This window comes from Micromonospora sp. NBRC 110038 (assembly GCF_020884815.1).
GTDB lineage: Bacteria > Actinomycetota > Actinomycetes > Mycobacteriales > Micromonosporaceae > Micromonospora > Micromonospora haikouensis.
On sequence record NZ_BBOL01000005.1, the window covers coordinates 341,942 to 356,684 of the forward strand.

Sequence of the window (14,743 nt, forward strand, 5' to 3'; positions counted from 1 at the left end):
GTCGACCGCGCCGGCCGTCGGGGCGAAGCCCCCCGGTCAGGGGGCGGCGGGGCCCGGCGCGGGGCGGGCCAGGGCGGCTGCCCAGGCGAGCAGGGCCACCGGGTAGAGCAGGTAGCCGAAGCGGGTGGTGGGCATCAGCAGGATCGCCGCGAGCAGCCCGTACCCGCAGATCAGGGCGGCGGCGGCGGCCGTGCGGGGCGGGCGGTGCAGGAGCCGGACGGCGATCGCGGCCCCGGCGGCGACGAGCAGCGCGGCGGCGACGACCCGGCCGGCGGGCAGGGCGGTCGCGATGAGGTGACCGGGGAACGGGGACTGTGCCGGGCTGGTCACCAGGCCGTGCCCGAGCGGGAAGCGCAGCACGTTCTCGACCAGCGCGTCGCGGTCGACGAGCAGGGCGGGGAGCAGGGCGAGCGCCGGCACGCCGAGCGCGCCGGCGGCGAGCCGCCCGGCGCAGCGGTGGGTGGCCGCCCAGGCGATCAGCACGAGGGCGACCGGCCAGGCGAAGAGCTTCAACGCGCCCGCCACGCCGATCGCGAGGCCGGCGCGGCCCGGCCGGCCGCTGGCGGCGAGGGCGAGGGCCAGCAGGCAGGCGGCGAGCACCGGCAGGTCGTCGCCGCCGGTGGCGAGGGTGAGGGCGCAGACCGGCAGCACGGTCGCCGCCTGGATCCCGCGCAGCACGGCCGCCGCCCGGTCGCCGTCGCCGGCCGGGTCGCCGGCGGCGGCCGAGGCGCCGAGGGTGGCCGGGGCCCCGGTGCGCAGGGCGGCCACCGCCAGGGCGAGGAGCAGCGCGGTGGCGACGGCGAACCAGACCCGGGCGTCCGTCCACCAGCCGTCCGCGACGGCGCGCGGCAGGCCGAACAGGGCCATGCCCGGCTGGTACGGGGTGTAGCCGAGCAGCCGCTCGTCGGCGGGGAGCGCGGCGATCGCGTCGTGCCCGAGGTAGGGCGTGCCGGTCTCGACGAGGCGGTTGCCGCTGTGCTCGACGACGACCACCTCCTCCTGCGCCCGGTCGGTGCGGCCGGCGGCCCGCTGCGCGCTCTGCACCAGCAGCGGCAGCAGCGTGGTGCTGGCCCAGGCCAGCCCGGTGACCGCCCAGCGGGCCGGCAGGGCGGCGAGCGGCGTGCCGGCGTCCCGGCGGCGGGCGGCGAGTTGACCGGCGACGGCGAGCGCGGCGAGCAGGTAGCCGAACGCGGCGACGGTGCCCCAGGCGCGGTGCGGCGGGAGGGTGGAGGTGCCGGCGGTGACCGCCGCGAACGCCGCGGAGGCACCGTAGAGGCCGAGGTCGAGGGCGAGGCCGCCGGCGGCCCGGTCGATCCTGCGCCACAGTGCGGGGGCGCGGGTGGCCCGGTCGGCGGCGGCGGTCACGCGGGCAAGTGTGGCAGACGCTCTCCCCGGCTGCGGCCACCCTGCCGCCGCCCGGCGGGGAGCCGGACCACGGTGCCCGCGTCGTGCAGCGGCGGGGCGAGGGTGCCGGTGCGACCGCCGAAGCCGCGGTGCAGGGTGGACAGGAGCGTGCCGGCCGGCACCGGCCGGCCGAAGAGGTGGCCCTGCCCGGCGGTGCAGCCCAGCTCCCAGAGGGCACGGCGCTGCGGTTCGCTCTCCACCCCCTCGGCGACGACGGTGAGCCCGAGGCTGCGGCCGAGGTCGAGGGTGGACCGGATGACGGCGGCTGCCTCGGCCGACCCCTCCATGGCCGACACGAAGCTGCGGTCGATCTTGAGCTCGTGGACGGGGATGCGGGAGAGCAGGGACAGCGACGAGTAGCCGGTGCCGAAGTCGTCCAGGGCCAGCCGGACGCCCTCGTCGCGCAGCCGGCTGAGCACCCGGTCGACCACGTCGAGCTGGCTGAGGGTCAGCGTCTCGGTCAGCTCCAGGACCAGCCGGTCCGGCGGCAGGTCGTGGGCGCGCAGCCGGGCCAGCACGGAGCCGGGGAAGCGGGCGTCGAGCAGGCTGCGCGGCGACACGTTGACCGCCACGGGCAGGTCGAAGCCGGCGTCGCGCCAACTGTTGGCGGCGATGAGCGCCTGGTCGAGGATCGCCTCGGCGAACGCGGGGAGCAGGCCGGAGCGCTCGACGGCCTCCAGGAAACGCAGCGGGTCGATGATGCCGTGCACCGGGTGGTGCCAGCGGGCCAGCGCCTCCGCGCTGGTCACCTCGCCGGTGCCGAGGTCGACGATGGGCTGGAAGTTGACGGTGAACTCCTGGTCGGCGACCGCCCGGGGCAGCTCACCGCCGAGGGTGAGCCGGCCGAGGTCGGCGGTGTCCCGGGCCGGGGCGTAGGTGGCGATCCGCTGGCCGGCGCGCTTCGCCTGGTACATCGCGACGTCGGCGCGGCGCAGCAGCTCGGGCATTCCGCCGCTGGCCGGCGCGATCGCGATGCCGCCGCTGGCCTCCACGCTGATCCGCATGCCGTCGACGTCGAGGGGCTCGTGCAGCGCGGCGAGCAGGGCCTCGGTGCGGTGCGCGGCCACCGCCGGGGCGGGCAGGCCGCGCAGGAGCACGGCGAACTCGTCGCCGCCGAGGCGGGACACCAGGTCGTCGCCCTGGGCGGCGCCGCGCAGCCGGTCGGCGACCTGCAGGAGCACCTGGTCGCCGGCAGCGTGGCCGAGGGTGTCGTTGACCTCCTTGAAGTGGTTGAGGTCGATCAGCACGAGCGCGGTCACCCCGTCGGCGTGCCGGGCGTTGAGCTGTTCACTGCCCTGGTCCAGCAGGTGCCGCCGGTTGGCCAGGCCGGTGAGGGTGTCGTGGGTCGCCGCGTACGCGTGCTCGTCGGCGACGCGGGCCAGCTCGGCGTACGCCTGGGCGTTGCGGACGGCGGTGCACAGCGCCGAGGTGAAGGTGCGCAGGGTGTACTGCTCGCGTTCGGAGAACTGGACGGGGCCGTGGAACCGCAGGCGGAGCGTGCCGACGTCGACGGTGCGGTCGTGCCCCTCCAGGCGGGCGGAGATCACCGACCCGTGCGCCGTGCCGCCGGGGCCGGTCGGCCCGTCGTAGGTGAGGGTGCCGGCGGAGCCGCGGACCGTCCGGCCCGTCCCGCGCAGGGAGATCTCCACCTCGTCGGCGGAGAACAACTCGGCGGCCTGGGTGACGGCGGTGGTGAGAACCTTGTCGAGGTCGACGACGTTGAGCGCGTCGGTGGTGCGGGCCAGGCGCTGCCACGCCTGCTGCTCGGTGCGGGTGCGGACCCGGTTGCTGTAGAGCAGGTGCAGGCTCAGCACCAGGGGCGGGACGGCGAGCAGGAGGCGGCTGTCGGCCCGGAGGATGAAGACGGTGCCGATGATCACCAGGAGCCGGGCGGCGGCGGTGGCGGCCCGCAGGCCCCAGTCCTCCCGGAACAGGTCCCGCAGTCGCTCGCCGGTCGCCATCGCGATGACCGGGAGGGTGACCAGCTCGTCGAGGACCACGGCCGCCAGGTAGGCGACGGAGAGCGGCAGGACGAGATGGACGATCAGGTCGTCACCGGTGCGCCAGCCGGCGGCGTGCAGGGTCGCCCCCGCGACGGCGGCGACCAGCGTGTTCTTGCCGATGCCGAACAGCGTCTTGAGCGTGGTCTTACGGTGCAGCCAGGTGGTGATCGCGATGCCGAGGCTGGTGGCCAGGACCACCATGGGGGTGGGGGCGACGGCCAGGCCGATGAGGATGGCGGTCTCGGTCCAGGCGATGTCGTGGTTGGTGGCTCTGATCCGGACCCGGACCTTCACCGTGACCCCGATGGCGACCAGCGAGACGAGCGCCGCCCAGAGTGCCAGGTTGCCGGGGTCGTTCCCGGCCAGGAGCTGGTCGGTGGAGACGACGAGGGCGGCGGACGCACAAACGACGACGAGACCGACTAGCGACTGGAGTCGCCGATCGGTCTCGGTCCGTCGATTCGTCGGAGCGGCCACCCATCGTCCTCGCGTTGTCACCGATGGCTATGCGTTCCTCAGGGTACTGGCCATTGTCCGCTCCGAGAAGTGCTCTCAACTCCACTCGTGCGACTTCATCACAGCCCCCAGCCTTTCTGCCGTTCCTGTCTGACGGAGGAAAGCTTAAGGCCGGTCCCGTCCAATTCTGTACTGATAAATGTCGGTATGCGCAATATAAGCCAACCCGGGGATGATTTGTCACGGTGTGTTTACGGAACCTGTGCGGAGCGCTCTACAGGGAATTGCGTCGCGCTTGTCGTTTCTGTGTCGCGCGGCTACGTGGTCGGCAAAGAGTACGGCTCGTCCCCGTACCCAGTCTGGCGAGGTCCGCCTCTCGGTTCATCCGCGCTTCGGGTGTTTCTTTCCCGCTCGCCCCGGAAGTGGCGGTGTCTCCCGTCGCAGCGTGACGCACCGGGACGGACCGACTCCCGGCAGTCGCACCGAATGACCCCCGGCGGGGAAACGCCGTCTCGTCGATGCAATTCCTTTGTCCGTCCGGACGCCCGTCCACGGGACCGCCCCGCGCCGGGGAAGGTGGGAACCGGGGCCGGGCGTACCGGAGGATAGGCTCGCGACCGTGACGGATCCCGCCCAGCTCACCCACGTCGACGCGGCGGGCGCGGCCCGCATGGTCGACGTCTCCGCCAAGGCGGTCTCCGGCCGGCTCGCGGTGGCCGCCGGCCGGCTGCGGACCACCGCCGAGGTGGTCGACCTGCTGCGCCGTGACGGGCTGCCCAAGGGCGACGCGCTCGCCGTCGGTCGGCTCGCCGGCATCATGGGGGCCAAGCGGACCCCGGACCTGATCCCGCTCTGCCACCCGATCGCGCTGCACGGCGTGACGGTCGACCTGGCGCTGACCGACGACACCGTCGAGATCACCGCCACGGCGCGGACCGCCGACCGCACGGGCGTGGAGATGGAGGCGCTGACCGCCGTCGCGGTCGCCGGCCTCGCCCTGGTCGACATGGTCAAGGCGGTCGACCCGGCGGCGTCGGTGGACGCGGTGCGGGTGCTCCGCAAGGAGGGCGGCAAGACGGGCCTGTGGCAGCGGCCGGCGGACCGGCCGTGATCCGCGCCCGGGTGGTGGTCGCCTCCAACCGCGCCTCGGCCGGGGTCTACGCCGACACCAGCGGCCCGCTGCTCGTCGCCGGCCTGCGCGAGCTGGGCTGCCAGGTCGACGACCCGGTGGTGGTGCCCGACGGCGAGCCGGTCGGCGCGGCGCTGCGGGCCGCCCTGGCCGACGGGGTCGACGTGGTGCTGACCAGCGGCGGCACCGGCATCACCCCGACCGACCGCACCCCCGACGTGACCCGCGCGCTGCTCGACCACGAGATCCCCGGCATCGCCGAGGCGATCCGGGCGCACAGCCGGGACCGGGTGCCGACGGCGGCGCTGTCCCGGGGCGTCGCCGGGGTCGTCGGCCGGATGCTGGTCGTCAACCTGCCCGGCTCCACCGGCGGCGCCCGCGACGGGCTCGCCGTCCTCGGCCCGATCCTCACCCACGCCGTCGACCAGCTCCGCGGCGGCGACCACTGAGCGACCGGCACCCGGGACGGCGCGCCACTGGCCGGGTGGGTCCCGCCGGCCGACGATAGGCTCGGCCGGTGAGCACGGAAACCGCGTCCGCCGCGGAACAGGTCGCCGTACCGCCGCCGGCCGGCTGGGAGGAGGCCCGCTCCCGGGTGTACGCCGTCGGCCTCGCCGCCGCGCTGCCCGCCGTCGGTCGGCCGCTCGCCGACACCGACGGGCACACCCTCGCCGAGCCGCTGACCACCCGCACCGACCTGCCCGCCTTCCCCACCTCCAGCGTGGACGGCTGGGCGGTGCGCGGGAACGGTCCGTGGCGGGTCGTCGGCCGGGTGCTGGCCGGTGGCAGCCCGGCGCCGCTGACCGACGACGGCACCACCGTCGAGATCGCCACCGGCGCGATGGTGCCCGAGGGGGTCACCGCGATCCTGCGGGTCGAGGAGTCCACCCGCACCGCCGACGGCCGGGTCGCCGGCACCCCCCGGCCGAGCCCGGAGTGGCGCGAGCCCGGCGAGGAGGCACGCGCCGGTGAGGAGCTGCTCCCGGCGGGCACCCCGGTCGACCCGGCGGTGATCGGCCTGGCCGCCTCCTGCGGCCACGACACGCTGCGGGTGCGCCGGTCGCCCCGCGCCGCGCTGCTGGTCTTCGGCGACGAGCTGTTGACGTCGGGGCCGCCGGCCGCCGGCCGGGTGCGAGACGCCCTCGGGCCGGCCGTGCCGGCGTGGCTGCGCCGGTACGGCTGCCAGGTGCGCCCGGCCGACGTCGTCGGCCCGGTGGCCGACACGCTGCCGGCGCACGTGGCGGCCCTGCGCGCGGCGCTGGCCACCGCCGACCTGGTCTGCACCACCGGCGGCACGATGCACGGCCCGGTCGACCACCTGCACCCCACCCTGGAGGCGCTCGGCGCGGACTACGTGGTCAACACGGTCGCGGTCCGCCCCGGGTTCCCCATGCTCCTGGCCCGGCTGGTCGACCCGGACGGCCGGGTCCGCTTCGTCGCCGGCCTGCCCGGCAACCCGCAGTCCGCTATCGTCGCGCTCGTCTCGCTGGTCGCGCCGCTGCTGGCGGGCCTGCAGGGCCGGCCGATGCCGGTGCTGCCGCACGCCACGCTGGCCGAGGCCGTGCCGGGGCGGGGCGACTACACCCACCTGGCCCTGGTCCGGCTGGACCGCGTCGCCGGCACCGCCCACCCGGTCCGGCACGTCGGGTCGGCCATGCTGCGCGGGCTGGCCGGCGCGGACGGCTTCGCGGTCATCCGCCCCGGCAGCACCGGCGAGCCGGGCGCGCGGGTGCCGGTCGTGCCGCTGCCGCTGCTGCCTGGGGAGCGGTCGTGTCCGTGAGAAGGGGGCACCCGGTGACGATCGAGGAGCCGACCGTCTTCGGCACGGTCACCACCGAGCCGCTGGACCTGGCGGCGCACGAGGCGGCGGTCGCCGACCGGCGGGCCGGGGCGGTGGTGTCGTTCCAGGGCGTGGTCCGCGACCACGACCACGGCCGCGCGGTGCTCAGCCTGGAGTACGAGGGGCACCCGAGCGCCGCCGCCGTGCTCCGGGAGGTCGCCGCCGAGGTCGCCGCCGACCCCGACGTCTACGCGGTCGCCGTGTCGCACCGCGTCGGCCCGCTCGTCATCGGCGACGCGGCCCTGGTGGCGGCGGTGAGCACCGCGCACCGGGCGGCCGCGTTCGCCGCCTGCGCCCGGCTGGTCGACGAGGTGAAGGCGCGGCTGCCGATCTGGAAGCGGCAGGTGTTCGCCGACGGCACCGAGGAGTGGGTCAACTGCCCCTGACGGCGCTCGCGGCGCGGCCGAACCGGTCGGCGTAGAAGGCCGGCTCGGCGCCCGGCCGCCACGGCAGCGCGGCGACCAGCACGATCAGCGCCACGGCCAGCGAGTTCTCCATCAGCGCGCCGAACAGGCCGTCCTGGTAGTGCGACACCTCGGGGAGCTGGTGCTCGTACGGCCAGATGGGCGAGATCAGGAACAGCAGGTAGAGCCCCACCGCCGCCACGCCGTGCCGCAGGCCGGTCAGCGTCGGATACCAGATCGGCGGGCGCAGCCCGTTGACCCCGGGCAGCCCGCCGTAGGACGACGCCTGGCCGGGCCGCTGCGCCACGCCCCGGCTCGCCTCGCGGCGGCGCAGCGCGGCGTCGGCCAGGACGATGACCGCCGGGATGACCCAGACCAGGTGGTGCGACCAGGAGATCGGGCTGACCACGTTCGCGGTGAGCCCGACCAGGGTGAACGCGGTCAGCTCGTCGCCGTCGGCGCGCGCGCTGACGGCCCGGGACAGCCCGAGCGCGAGCACCAGCACCGAGAACGACAGCCAGAGCAGCCCCGGGGTCTCGATCGAGTCGTAGAGCCGGGCCAGCAGGCCGGCGAGCGACTGGTTTGGGGTCATGTCGGCCGCGCCGACCCGCTCGGTCTGCCAGAGCACGCCGCCGAAGTAGGCCCGCGACTCGGCGCCGACCAGCGCGAAGCCGGCGAGGGTCACCCCGATCGTGGTGCCGACCGCCGTGGCCGCCGCCCGCCACTGCCGGGTGATCACGAGGTACGCGACGAAGAGCGCCGGGGTCAGCTTGACGGCGGTGGCCAGGCCGATGCCGACCCCGGCCCACGCCCCGCTGAACACGAACCGCCGCAGCGGCCCGACCGCGTCGTCGAACCGGGTGCCCCGCCGGGCCCGCCAGCGCAGCCCGATCAGGTCGGCCATGATCAGGGCGAACAGCAGCAGGTTGACCTGCCCGTAGCCGAGGGTCTCGCGCCCCGGCTCGATGGCGATCGCCATCGGCGTCGCGATGCCCACCGTGTACCACAACGGCCAGCCCAGCCGGTCGACGATCGGCCGCAGCAGACCGGCCAGGACGAGGGCCAGCGCGCCGATGCTGGCCAGCGCGTTCAGCCAACCGGCGACCTCCACGGGCACCAGCGCCATGGGCAGCATCACCAGCGCCCCGAACGGCGGGTAGGTGAAGCCGAGCGTGGTGGAGGGGGCGATGAACTCGTACAGCTCGTTGCCGTTCGCCCACCACACCACCGCGCCGTGGTAGATCTTCATGTCGAAGAAGTTGTACGGCCGCCCGAAGGCGCCGATCGCGAGCCACGCCGCGTACGCGACGGTGGCGATCACACCGGCGCGCACCGCCGTCCTGCGGTCCACCCCACGGGTCGCGCGACGGACCGGAGCGAGGCGGTCCATCCGTCGTCCGACGGTCGCCGGCACGTCGTGGCCACCCCCATACCAAGGTCGTCCTGCCCGTCCAGGTCCAGCACGGAGCCTAGAACGGCGCCTCACGTTGATGCCTCCCGCGTTATGCGACCGTGTCCGATCCCACACTGGTTTTTTACATTTCCACCGCGTTAACGCCTACCGGGCGGTTCAGGTAATTCGTGGCGTTGGTGGGGGCGGGCCAACGCCGGGAGGGGTCGCGCCGCAGGTCAGCCCGGCAGTCGACGGGCGGTGGCGGCCGATCGTACGGCGATCCGGGCCTCGCGGCGGGCCGTCCGGACGGCCCGGGCCACCGACCGTCGCGAGTGGCCGATCCGGTGACCGGCGCGCCACCGCAGGCCCGGCCTGCCCTCGGTGTCGGCGGCGGCCAGCAGCAGCCCGCCGAAGAGCCCGAGGTTCTTCAGGAAGTGGACCTGGTTCTGCATGCGCTCGGCCGGGTCGGCGCTGTTCCAGAAGGGATGGCCGGCGGCGGTCGTCGGGATCAGCGTGCCGGCGAGCAGCAGCGCGGCCGGGCGGGTGAACTTCCCGGTGGCCAGCATCAGCCCGCCGACGAGCTGGGTGGCCGCGTTGGCGCGGATCAACGTCTCGGTGTCGGTGGGGATGCGCGGGGAGACCTGCTGGAGCAGCGGGGTCACCCGGTCGGTGACCGGCTTCGCCGCCGGCACCAGCCGCCCCGGATGCTGAAGGTTGCGGGCGCCGCTGACCACGAAGATGCCGCTCAACATGACGCGGGCGAGGGAACGCACGGGTGTCATGGGTCAGTCATACCCCGTCGCGGGCACCGCTACCCCTGCAACGGCCCGATCCGATCGGTGAACGTGGACGTCGCCGCCGGGCCAGTGGCCTGCGGGTCGGCGCGGCGATCGGGACCCGTCGGGCAAGGGAACACCACGCCGATGCGGGCCCGTCCGCCACGGGAGCGCCACGCCGATCGGGGCGACCGTCGGTGGTGGACCCGGCCCGGCGGGTAACCTCGCCCGGGTGACGACTCTGCGGCTGCGGCCCGAGGGCCCGGCGGACACCGGCCCCGTCCGGCGGGTGCTGACCGCCGCGTTCGCCCGCCCGGACGTGTCGACCCCGCCCGAGGTGGGGCTGGTCGAGGACCTGCGCGGCACCGACGCCTGGATCCCCGAGCTGGCCATGGTCGCCGAGTACGGCGGCGAGGTGGTCGGCTACGCCCTGCTCACCCGGGTCCACGTCCGCGACGACGGCGGGAGCGCCCCGGCGCTGGCCCTCGGCCCGGTGGCGGTCGCCCCCCACCGGCAGCGGGTCGGGCACGGCACGGCCGTCGTGCAGGCCGCCCTGGACGCCGCCACCGAGCTCGGCGAGCGACTCGTGGTGGTGCTCGGCGACCCGGGCTACTACCGGCGGTTCGGCTTCACCCGCGCCGACCGGATGGGGCTGACCAGCCCGTGGTCCGGCCTGGGCGAGCCGTGGCAGGCGCTGGTCCTGCCCGCCAGCACCAGCGGGGACGGGCCCGTGCCCCGGGGCGAGGTGCTGTTCCCGCCGCCCTGGTCGAAGGTCTGACCACCCGGCGCGTGCTCAGGCCGGCTGGGTGCGCAGGTAACGGCCGAAGTGCGGGACGGTGAACGCGACCGTGCCGCGTTCACCGGAGTAGATCAGCCCCTTCTTGATCAGCGCGTCCCGCGCCGGGGAGAGGCTCGCCGGCTTGCGCCCGAGCGCCCGGGCGATCTCGGCGGTCGGCACGGCCGCGTCCATGTCGTCCCGGCCGCCCGCGTCCCCCTCCACCAGGGACAGGGTGGCCATGGCGCGCATGTACTCGCGCTCGGCCGGCGTGGCCCGCTCGAACCGGGAGCCGAAGAAGCCCACCGCCAGCTCGGCCTCCGCCTCGGGGGCGGCCACCCGCACGTCCGCGTCGGTGATCGGGGAACGCGGCGCGTGGTCCCAGGTGGCCTTGCCGTACGCCTGGACGAAGTACGGGTAGCCGCCCGACTTCTCGTAGAGCAGGTCGAGGGCCTTCGGCTCGTACTCGACCTCCTCGCGCTCGGCCGGCGCGCAGAGCGCCTGGTCGGCGGCGATCCGGTCGAGCCGGTCGATGCGCTGGTAGCGGAACAGCCGCTCCGAGTACGACTTGGCGGCGCTGAGCACGGCCGGCAGGTGCGGCAGGCCCGCGCCCACCACGATCAGCGGCGCGCCGAGCTGCGACAGCTCGTGGCAGGCGGCGCAGAGCGCCGAGACGTCCTCGGGGCCGAGATCCTGCATCTCGTCGATGAAGACGGCGATGCCCGTGCCGACGTCGGCGGCCACCGCCGCGGCGTCGCTGAGCAGCTCCACCAGGTCGATCTCGATGTCGCCCGAGTCGGCCCGGCCGGTCGCGGCCGGCACGTCGATGCCCGGCTGCCACCGGTCGCGCAGCTTCGGGGCCGCACCCGCCCGGCCGGTCGGCGCGGACCGCTGGGCGAACGCCTTGAGCACTCCGAGGAACGCGTCGATCCGGTCCGGGGCGCGGTGCCGGGGGGCCAGCTCCCGCACCGCCATGTGCAGCGCGGCGGCGACTGGGCGGCGCAGCGACTGGTCGGGTCGCGCCTCGATCTTGCCGGTGCCCCAGAGGCGGGTGATCGCCTGCGAGCGCAGGGTGTTGAGCAGAACGGTCTTCCCCACGCCGCGCAGGCCGGTGAGCATCAGGCTGCGTTCGGGGCGGCCCCGCGCGATGCGCTCCAGCACGACGTCGAAGACGTCCAGCTCCCGCCCCCGCCCCGCGAGCTCGGGCGGGCGCTGGCCGGCGCCCGGGGCGTACGGGTTGCGGACCGGATCCACGAATTGCACAGTATCGGGCCGTCTAGCTGCGGGGCTAGACATCCGTAGAGGACCCTACCGGCGTGTCGTCGGCCGTCGAGGCAAAACTAGGGCTGTCTAGCGTGGACGCTAGACAGCCCTAGTTTCGGGTAGCGGGCCCGCTCTCAACGGGTGCGCTTCTTCAGGCAGAGCACGTAGTCGAGGGCGTTGACCGGGTTGTCGCTGACGAAGTTGGCGGTCGCGTCCGGCGACGCCGTCTTGCACCGGTCGCCGTCCGTGGTGCCGGGGATGCGCAGCAGGACCTCGTACGTGTCCGGTCCGCACGGGACCTTCCGCAGGTCGGCGTTGGCGTCCGTGCCGTCGTTGACCACGCAGTCGCCCCTCGCGAAGTCCCGGTCGTCGTCCTCGGTCGGGCTCGGCTCGGCCGTGGTCGGTGCGGCCGTCGGAACGTCGCTCGGCTCGCCCGTCGGCACCGTCGGCGCGGTCACCGTCGGCGCGGCGGAGCCGCCGTCGTCGTCGGCCGCCTGCCAAATCCCCCACCCGGCCAGGGCGAGGCAGGGGCAGAGCAGCAGCACGACCACCAGGGCGATGATCAGGGCGATCCGGCCGCCCCGGCGCGGCGCGGGCGGGGCGACGGGCGGTGGCCCGTACCCCGGAGGCGGCGGCGGGCCCCACGGCCCGGCCGGCCCCGGCTGGTTGACCGGCGGGAAGGGGCCAGGGGGCGGGTACCCACCCGGCTGGCCGCCGGGCGGGAACGGGCCGGGCGGCGGATACCCCGACTGTTCCGGCGGGTAGCCCGGCTGGCCCGGCGGGTACCCCGGCTGGTCACCGGCGGGTGCCGGGCCCCACTGCGGCAGGGTCGGGTCGACCGGAGGGCCGGCGGGCGGCCTGGCGTACGGGTCGTCGGGTGCGCCGGAGCCGGGCGGTCCGAACGATGACATCTCTCCCCCAGGGGTGTGGCGGACGGAGGGCGCGGCACCGGATGAGCGGCGTCAGCGCGGCTTCGGCGCGGATCAGCGGAGCTTCAGGCAGAGCACGAAGTCCAGGGTGTCCAGCTGGCTGTCGAAGAAGTACCAGTTGGTGTAGCCGGTGACCTTGGCGCACTTCGCCTCGGCGTCCTTCTCCCCGCTGGTCTGCCCGTCGAACCGGCGCAGCACCTCGTACGTCTTCGGGCCGCACGGGCTGATCAGCAGCTTGGGCTTGCCGCCCGCCGGCCCCTCGTTGCGGACGCACTGACCCACCTTCACGAACCGGGGATCCGCCGACGACTCGGGCGCCGGGGCGGTGGGCGCGGTCGTCGGCGCCGCCGGGGTGTCCTCCACCGTCGGAGCGGCGCTGGGCGCGGCGGGGCCCGCCGCGGGCGGCGGATCGTCGTCCTGCCGCAGCAGATACCACACGGCCGCGCCGCCGACGAGCGCGAGCACGACCAGGGTGGCCAGCACGGCGGTCAGCGGACCGCGTCCGCGCTTGCGGTCCGCCGGCGGCCCCGCCTCCCCGGGGTACGGCGGCACGGGCCGCCCGGGATACGAAGGCGCACCCCCGGCGGGGTAGGGCGGCGCAGGCTCCCCCGGGTACGGCGGCGCTCCGCCCGTCCTCGGGTACGGCGCGGGGGCCTGCCGGTCGTCGGCGTACCGGTCCCCGGGGTGCGCCGGGCCGACCCCCGCCGGCCGGTAGACGTCGGGGTGCCCCGGGTCGCGGGGACCCGGCCCGCCCCACGGGCCGGGCTGCGGTTCCCGGGCACCGGCCGCGAACCGGCCGGGGTCACCCGGCCACGGTGCCCGGTCGGCCGGGTGGGGTCCGGGCTGCGGGGGACCGTACCGCCCGGCGGGACCCGGCTCGGGCGGCTGCCCGGCGTACGTCGGGTAGGGACCCGGCTCGGGCCGGTAGCCCGGATACTGGCCCGGCTCGGGTGGACGGCCGGGGTGCGGGCCCGGCTCGGGCCGATGGCCGGATCGCGGACTCGGCTCAGGCGGATAGCCGGGGTGCGGGCCAGGCTCGGGCCGGTGGCCGCCCTGCGGATAGGGGGCCGGCCCGGGACGGTAGCCGCCCTGCGCCGGGTACCCCGGCTCCGGCGCGCCCGGGCGGCGGGGTGGAGCCGCCGGATCCGGATCCCCCCAGGCGTCGTCCGCCCACGGCTCGGCCGGCGTGCCGTACCCGTCGTCGGGCCGACGCCCGGGCCGCGCCCCGGCGGGACCCTCACCCGGTGGTCCGTAGTTCGACATGCACACCCTCCTACCCCGAGCGGTGAGGCCGGCCACCAACCAGGGACGCCGACGCCGTGGTCACCGTAGCGTGGCGAACCGATGACATCACCACCCCGGCGGGTTACGCCACCCCTACCGAACGTGCCGGAGCCGACCGGCGCAGCCGCCGCGCCGGCGGCCCGACCGGCGCTGATCTGGGCGGCGCTGGCCGTCGTCAACGTCCTCTGGGGCTCCACCTACCTGGCCATCCGGGTCGCGGTGGAGTCGCTGCCGGCCCTCACGTCGGCCGGCCTCCGGTTCGGCGCGGCCGCCGCCGTGCTCGCCCTCTTCCTCCGGGTACGCCGCGGCGCCGGCGCCCTGCGCGTCGACCGGCGGCAGCTCGGCTCCGCCGCACTCGTCGGCGTGCTCCTGCTGGCCGGCGGCAACGGCCTCGTGGTGCTCGCCGAGTCGGGGCCGCCCGGGACGGCGGTGCCCTCCGGCATCGCGGCGCTGCTCGTCGCCACGGTTCCGCTGCTGGTCGTCCTGCTCCGTACGCTCGGCGGCGACCGGCCCCGGGTGTGGACCTTCGCCGGGGTGACGCTGGGCTTCCTCGGCCTGGTCCTGCTCGTGCTGCCGACCGGCGGGTCGGGCGCGGCACCGCTGGCCGGCGCGCTGACCGTGGTCGCGGCGGCCACCTGCTGGTCGGTCGGGTCCTACCTGGCCGGGCGGCTGCGGATGCCCACGGATCCGTTCGTCGCCACCGTCTACGAGATGGTCGCCGGCGCGCTGGCGCTGACCGTGCTCGCCGCCGCCCGGGGCGAACTGCGGGACCTCGACCTCGGGCAGGTCACCGGACGGTCCTGGCTGGCCCTCGCGTACCTGATGGTCGCCGGCTCGCTGGTCGCCTTCACCGCGTACGTCTGGCTGCTGCACCACGCGCCGATCTCGCTGGTGTCCACCTACGCGTACGTGAACCCGGTCGTCGCGGTCGCGCTCGGCGCGCTGCTGGTCGCGGAGCCGATCACCGCCCAGGTGCTGCTCGGCGGCGCGGTGATCGTCGCCGGGGTCGCGCTGGTGGTCAGCACGGAACGCCCCGGACGGCGCACCGGGACGGCGACCCGACCCGCCCGGCGGTAGCGTCCGGCCG

13 protein-coding genes are annotated in these 14,743 nt (G+C 75.7%); 6 read left to right on the plus strand and 7 right to left on the minus strand.

The window, feature by feature from the left end; translation table 11 throughout:
* Window positions 1-36: 36 nt before the first annotated feature.
* Both LPU61_RS19885 and LPU61_RS19890 read right to left on the minus strand, forming a co-directional pair.
* Window positions 37-1,365, minus strand: coding sequence for a glycosyltransferase 87 family protein (locus LPU61_RS19885; RefSeq protein ID WP_043960952.1), 1,329 nt, complete (start codon window positions 1,363-1,365; stop codon window positions 37-39).
* Window positions 1,362-3,884 (minus strand): bifunctional diguanylate cyclase/phosphodiesterase, encoded by a 2,523-nt coding sequence (locus LPU61_RS19890; RefSeq protein WP_043960951.1) that lies wholly within the window; start codon window positions 3,882-3,884, stop codon window positions 1,362-1,364. Before LPU61_RS19890 ends, LPU61_RS19885 begins: the two co-directional genes overlap by 4 nt.
* Before the next feature lie 598 nt (window positions 3,885-4,482).
* Between LPU61_RS19890 and moaC the strand changes: the two genes are divergently transcribed.
* The 4 genes from moaC (at window position 4,483) to LPU61_RS19910 (ending at window position 7,218) form a co-directional block, all read left to right on the plus strand.
* Window positions 4,483-4,974, plus strand: coding sequence for a cyclic pyranopterin monophosphate synthase MoaC (moaC, locus tag LPU61_RS19895; RefSeq protein ID WP_043960949.1), 492 nt, complete (start codon window positions 4,483-4,485; stop codon window positions 4,972-4,974).
* Complete coding sequence (locus LPU61_RS19900; protein WP_043963628.1) at window positions 4,971-5,441, plus strand: molybdenum cofactor biosynthesis protein B; 471 nt, start codon at window positions 4,971-4,973, stop codon at window positions 5,439-5,441. The genes moaC and LPU61_RS19900 overlap by 4 nt, the downstream gene beginning before the upstream one ends.
* A gap of 68 nt (window positions 5,442-5,509) precedes the next feature.
* Complete coding sequence (locus LPU61_RS19905) at window positions 5,510-6,772, plus strand: molybdopterin molybdotransferase MoeA (protein WP_043960948.1); 1,263 nt, start codon at window positions 5,510-5,512, stop codon at window positions 6,770-6,772.
* 20 nt (window positions 6,773-6,792) lie between these two features.
* Entirely contained in the window at window positions 6,793-7,218 is a 426-nt protein-coding gene (locus tag LPU61_RS19910; protein ID WP_144420269.1) for a molybdenum cofactor biosynthesis protein MoaE, read from the plus strand.
* On the opposite strand, the gene LPU61_RS19915 is transcribed toward LPU61_RS19910, so the two are convergent.
* On the minus strand, window positions 7,205-8,650 hold the full coding sequence (locus LPU61_RS19915; RefSeq protein ID WP_043960945.1) for a glycosyltransferase 87 family protein: 1,446 nt from the start codon (window positions 8,648-8,650) through the stop codon (window positions 7,205-7,207). The two genes, LPU61_RS19910 and LPU61_RS19915, sit on opposite strands and share 14 nt — an antisense overlap.
* 215 nt (window positions 8,651-8,865) lie before the next feature.
* Window positions 8,866-9,411, minus strand: coding sequence for a DoxX family protein (locus LPU61_RS19920; RefSeq protein ID WP_043960944.1), 546 nt, complete (start codon window positions 9,409-9,411; stop codon window positions 8,866-8,868).
* 226 nt (window positions 9,412-9,637) lie between these two features.
* Between LPU61_RS19920 and LPU61_RS19925 the strand changes: the two genes are divergently transcribed.
* Window positions 9,638-10,183 (plus strand): GNAT family N-acetyltransferase, encoded by a 546-nt coding sequence (locus tag LPU61_RS19925; protein ID WP_043960943.1) that lies wholly within the window; start codon window positions 9,638-9,640, stop codon window positions 10,181-10,183.
* A 15-nt stretch (window positions 10,184-10,198) separates the two neighbouring features.
* Here LPU61_RS19925 and LPU61_RS19930 read toward each other — a convergent pair whose 3' ends face one another.
* The 3 genes from LPU61_RS19930 to LPU61_RS19940 form a co-directional block, all read right to left on the minus strand.
* Complete coding sequence (locus LPU61_RS19930) at window positions 10,199-11,434, minus strand: ATP-binding protein (RefSeq protein WP_043960942.1); 1,236 nt, start codon at window positions 11,432-11,434, stop codon at window positions 10,199-10,201.
* 143 nt (window positions 11,435-11,577) lie between these two features.
* Complete coding sequence (locus LPU61_RS31755) at window positions 11,578-12,009, minus strand: hypothetical protein (protein WP_043963626.1); 432 nt, start codon at window positions 12,007-12,009, stop codon at window positions 11,578-11,580.
* 417 nt (window positions 12,010-12,426) lie between these two features.
* Window positions 12,427-12,924 (minus strand): hypothetical protein, encoded by a 498-nt coding sequence (locus LPU61_RS19940; RefSeq protein WP_229405717.1) that lies wholly within the window; start codon window positions 12,922-12,924, stop codon window positions 12,427-12,429.
* Between the two features lie 834 nt (window positions 12,925-13,758).
* On the opposite strand from LPU61_RS19940, the gene LPU61_RS19945 reads away from it, so the two are divergent.
* Window positions 13,759-14,733 (plus strand): EamA family transporter, encoded by a 975-nt coding sequence (locus LPU61_RS19945; protein WP_229405718.1) that lies wholly within the window; start codon window positions 13,759-13,761, stop codon window positions 14,731-14,733.
* Window positions 14,734-14,743 lie beyond the last annotated feature (10 nt).

Coding starts and splice junctions, on each gene's coding strand:
- LPU61_RS19920 (WP_043960944.1), bottom strand. CDS start 9,411: ATGACACCCGTGCGTTCCCTCGCCCGCGTCATGTTGAGCGGCATCTTC.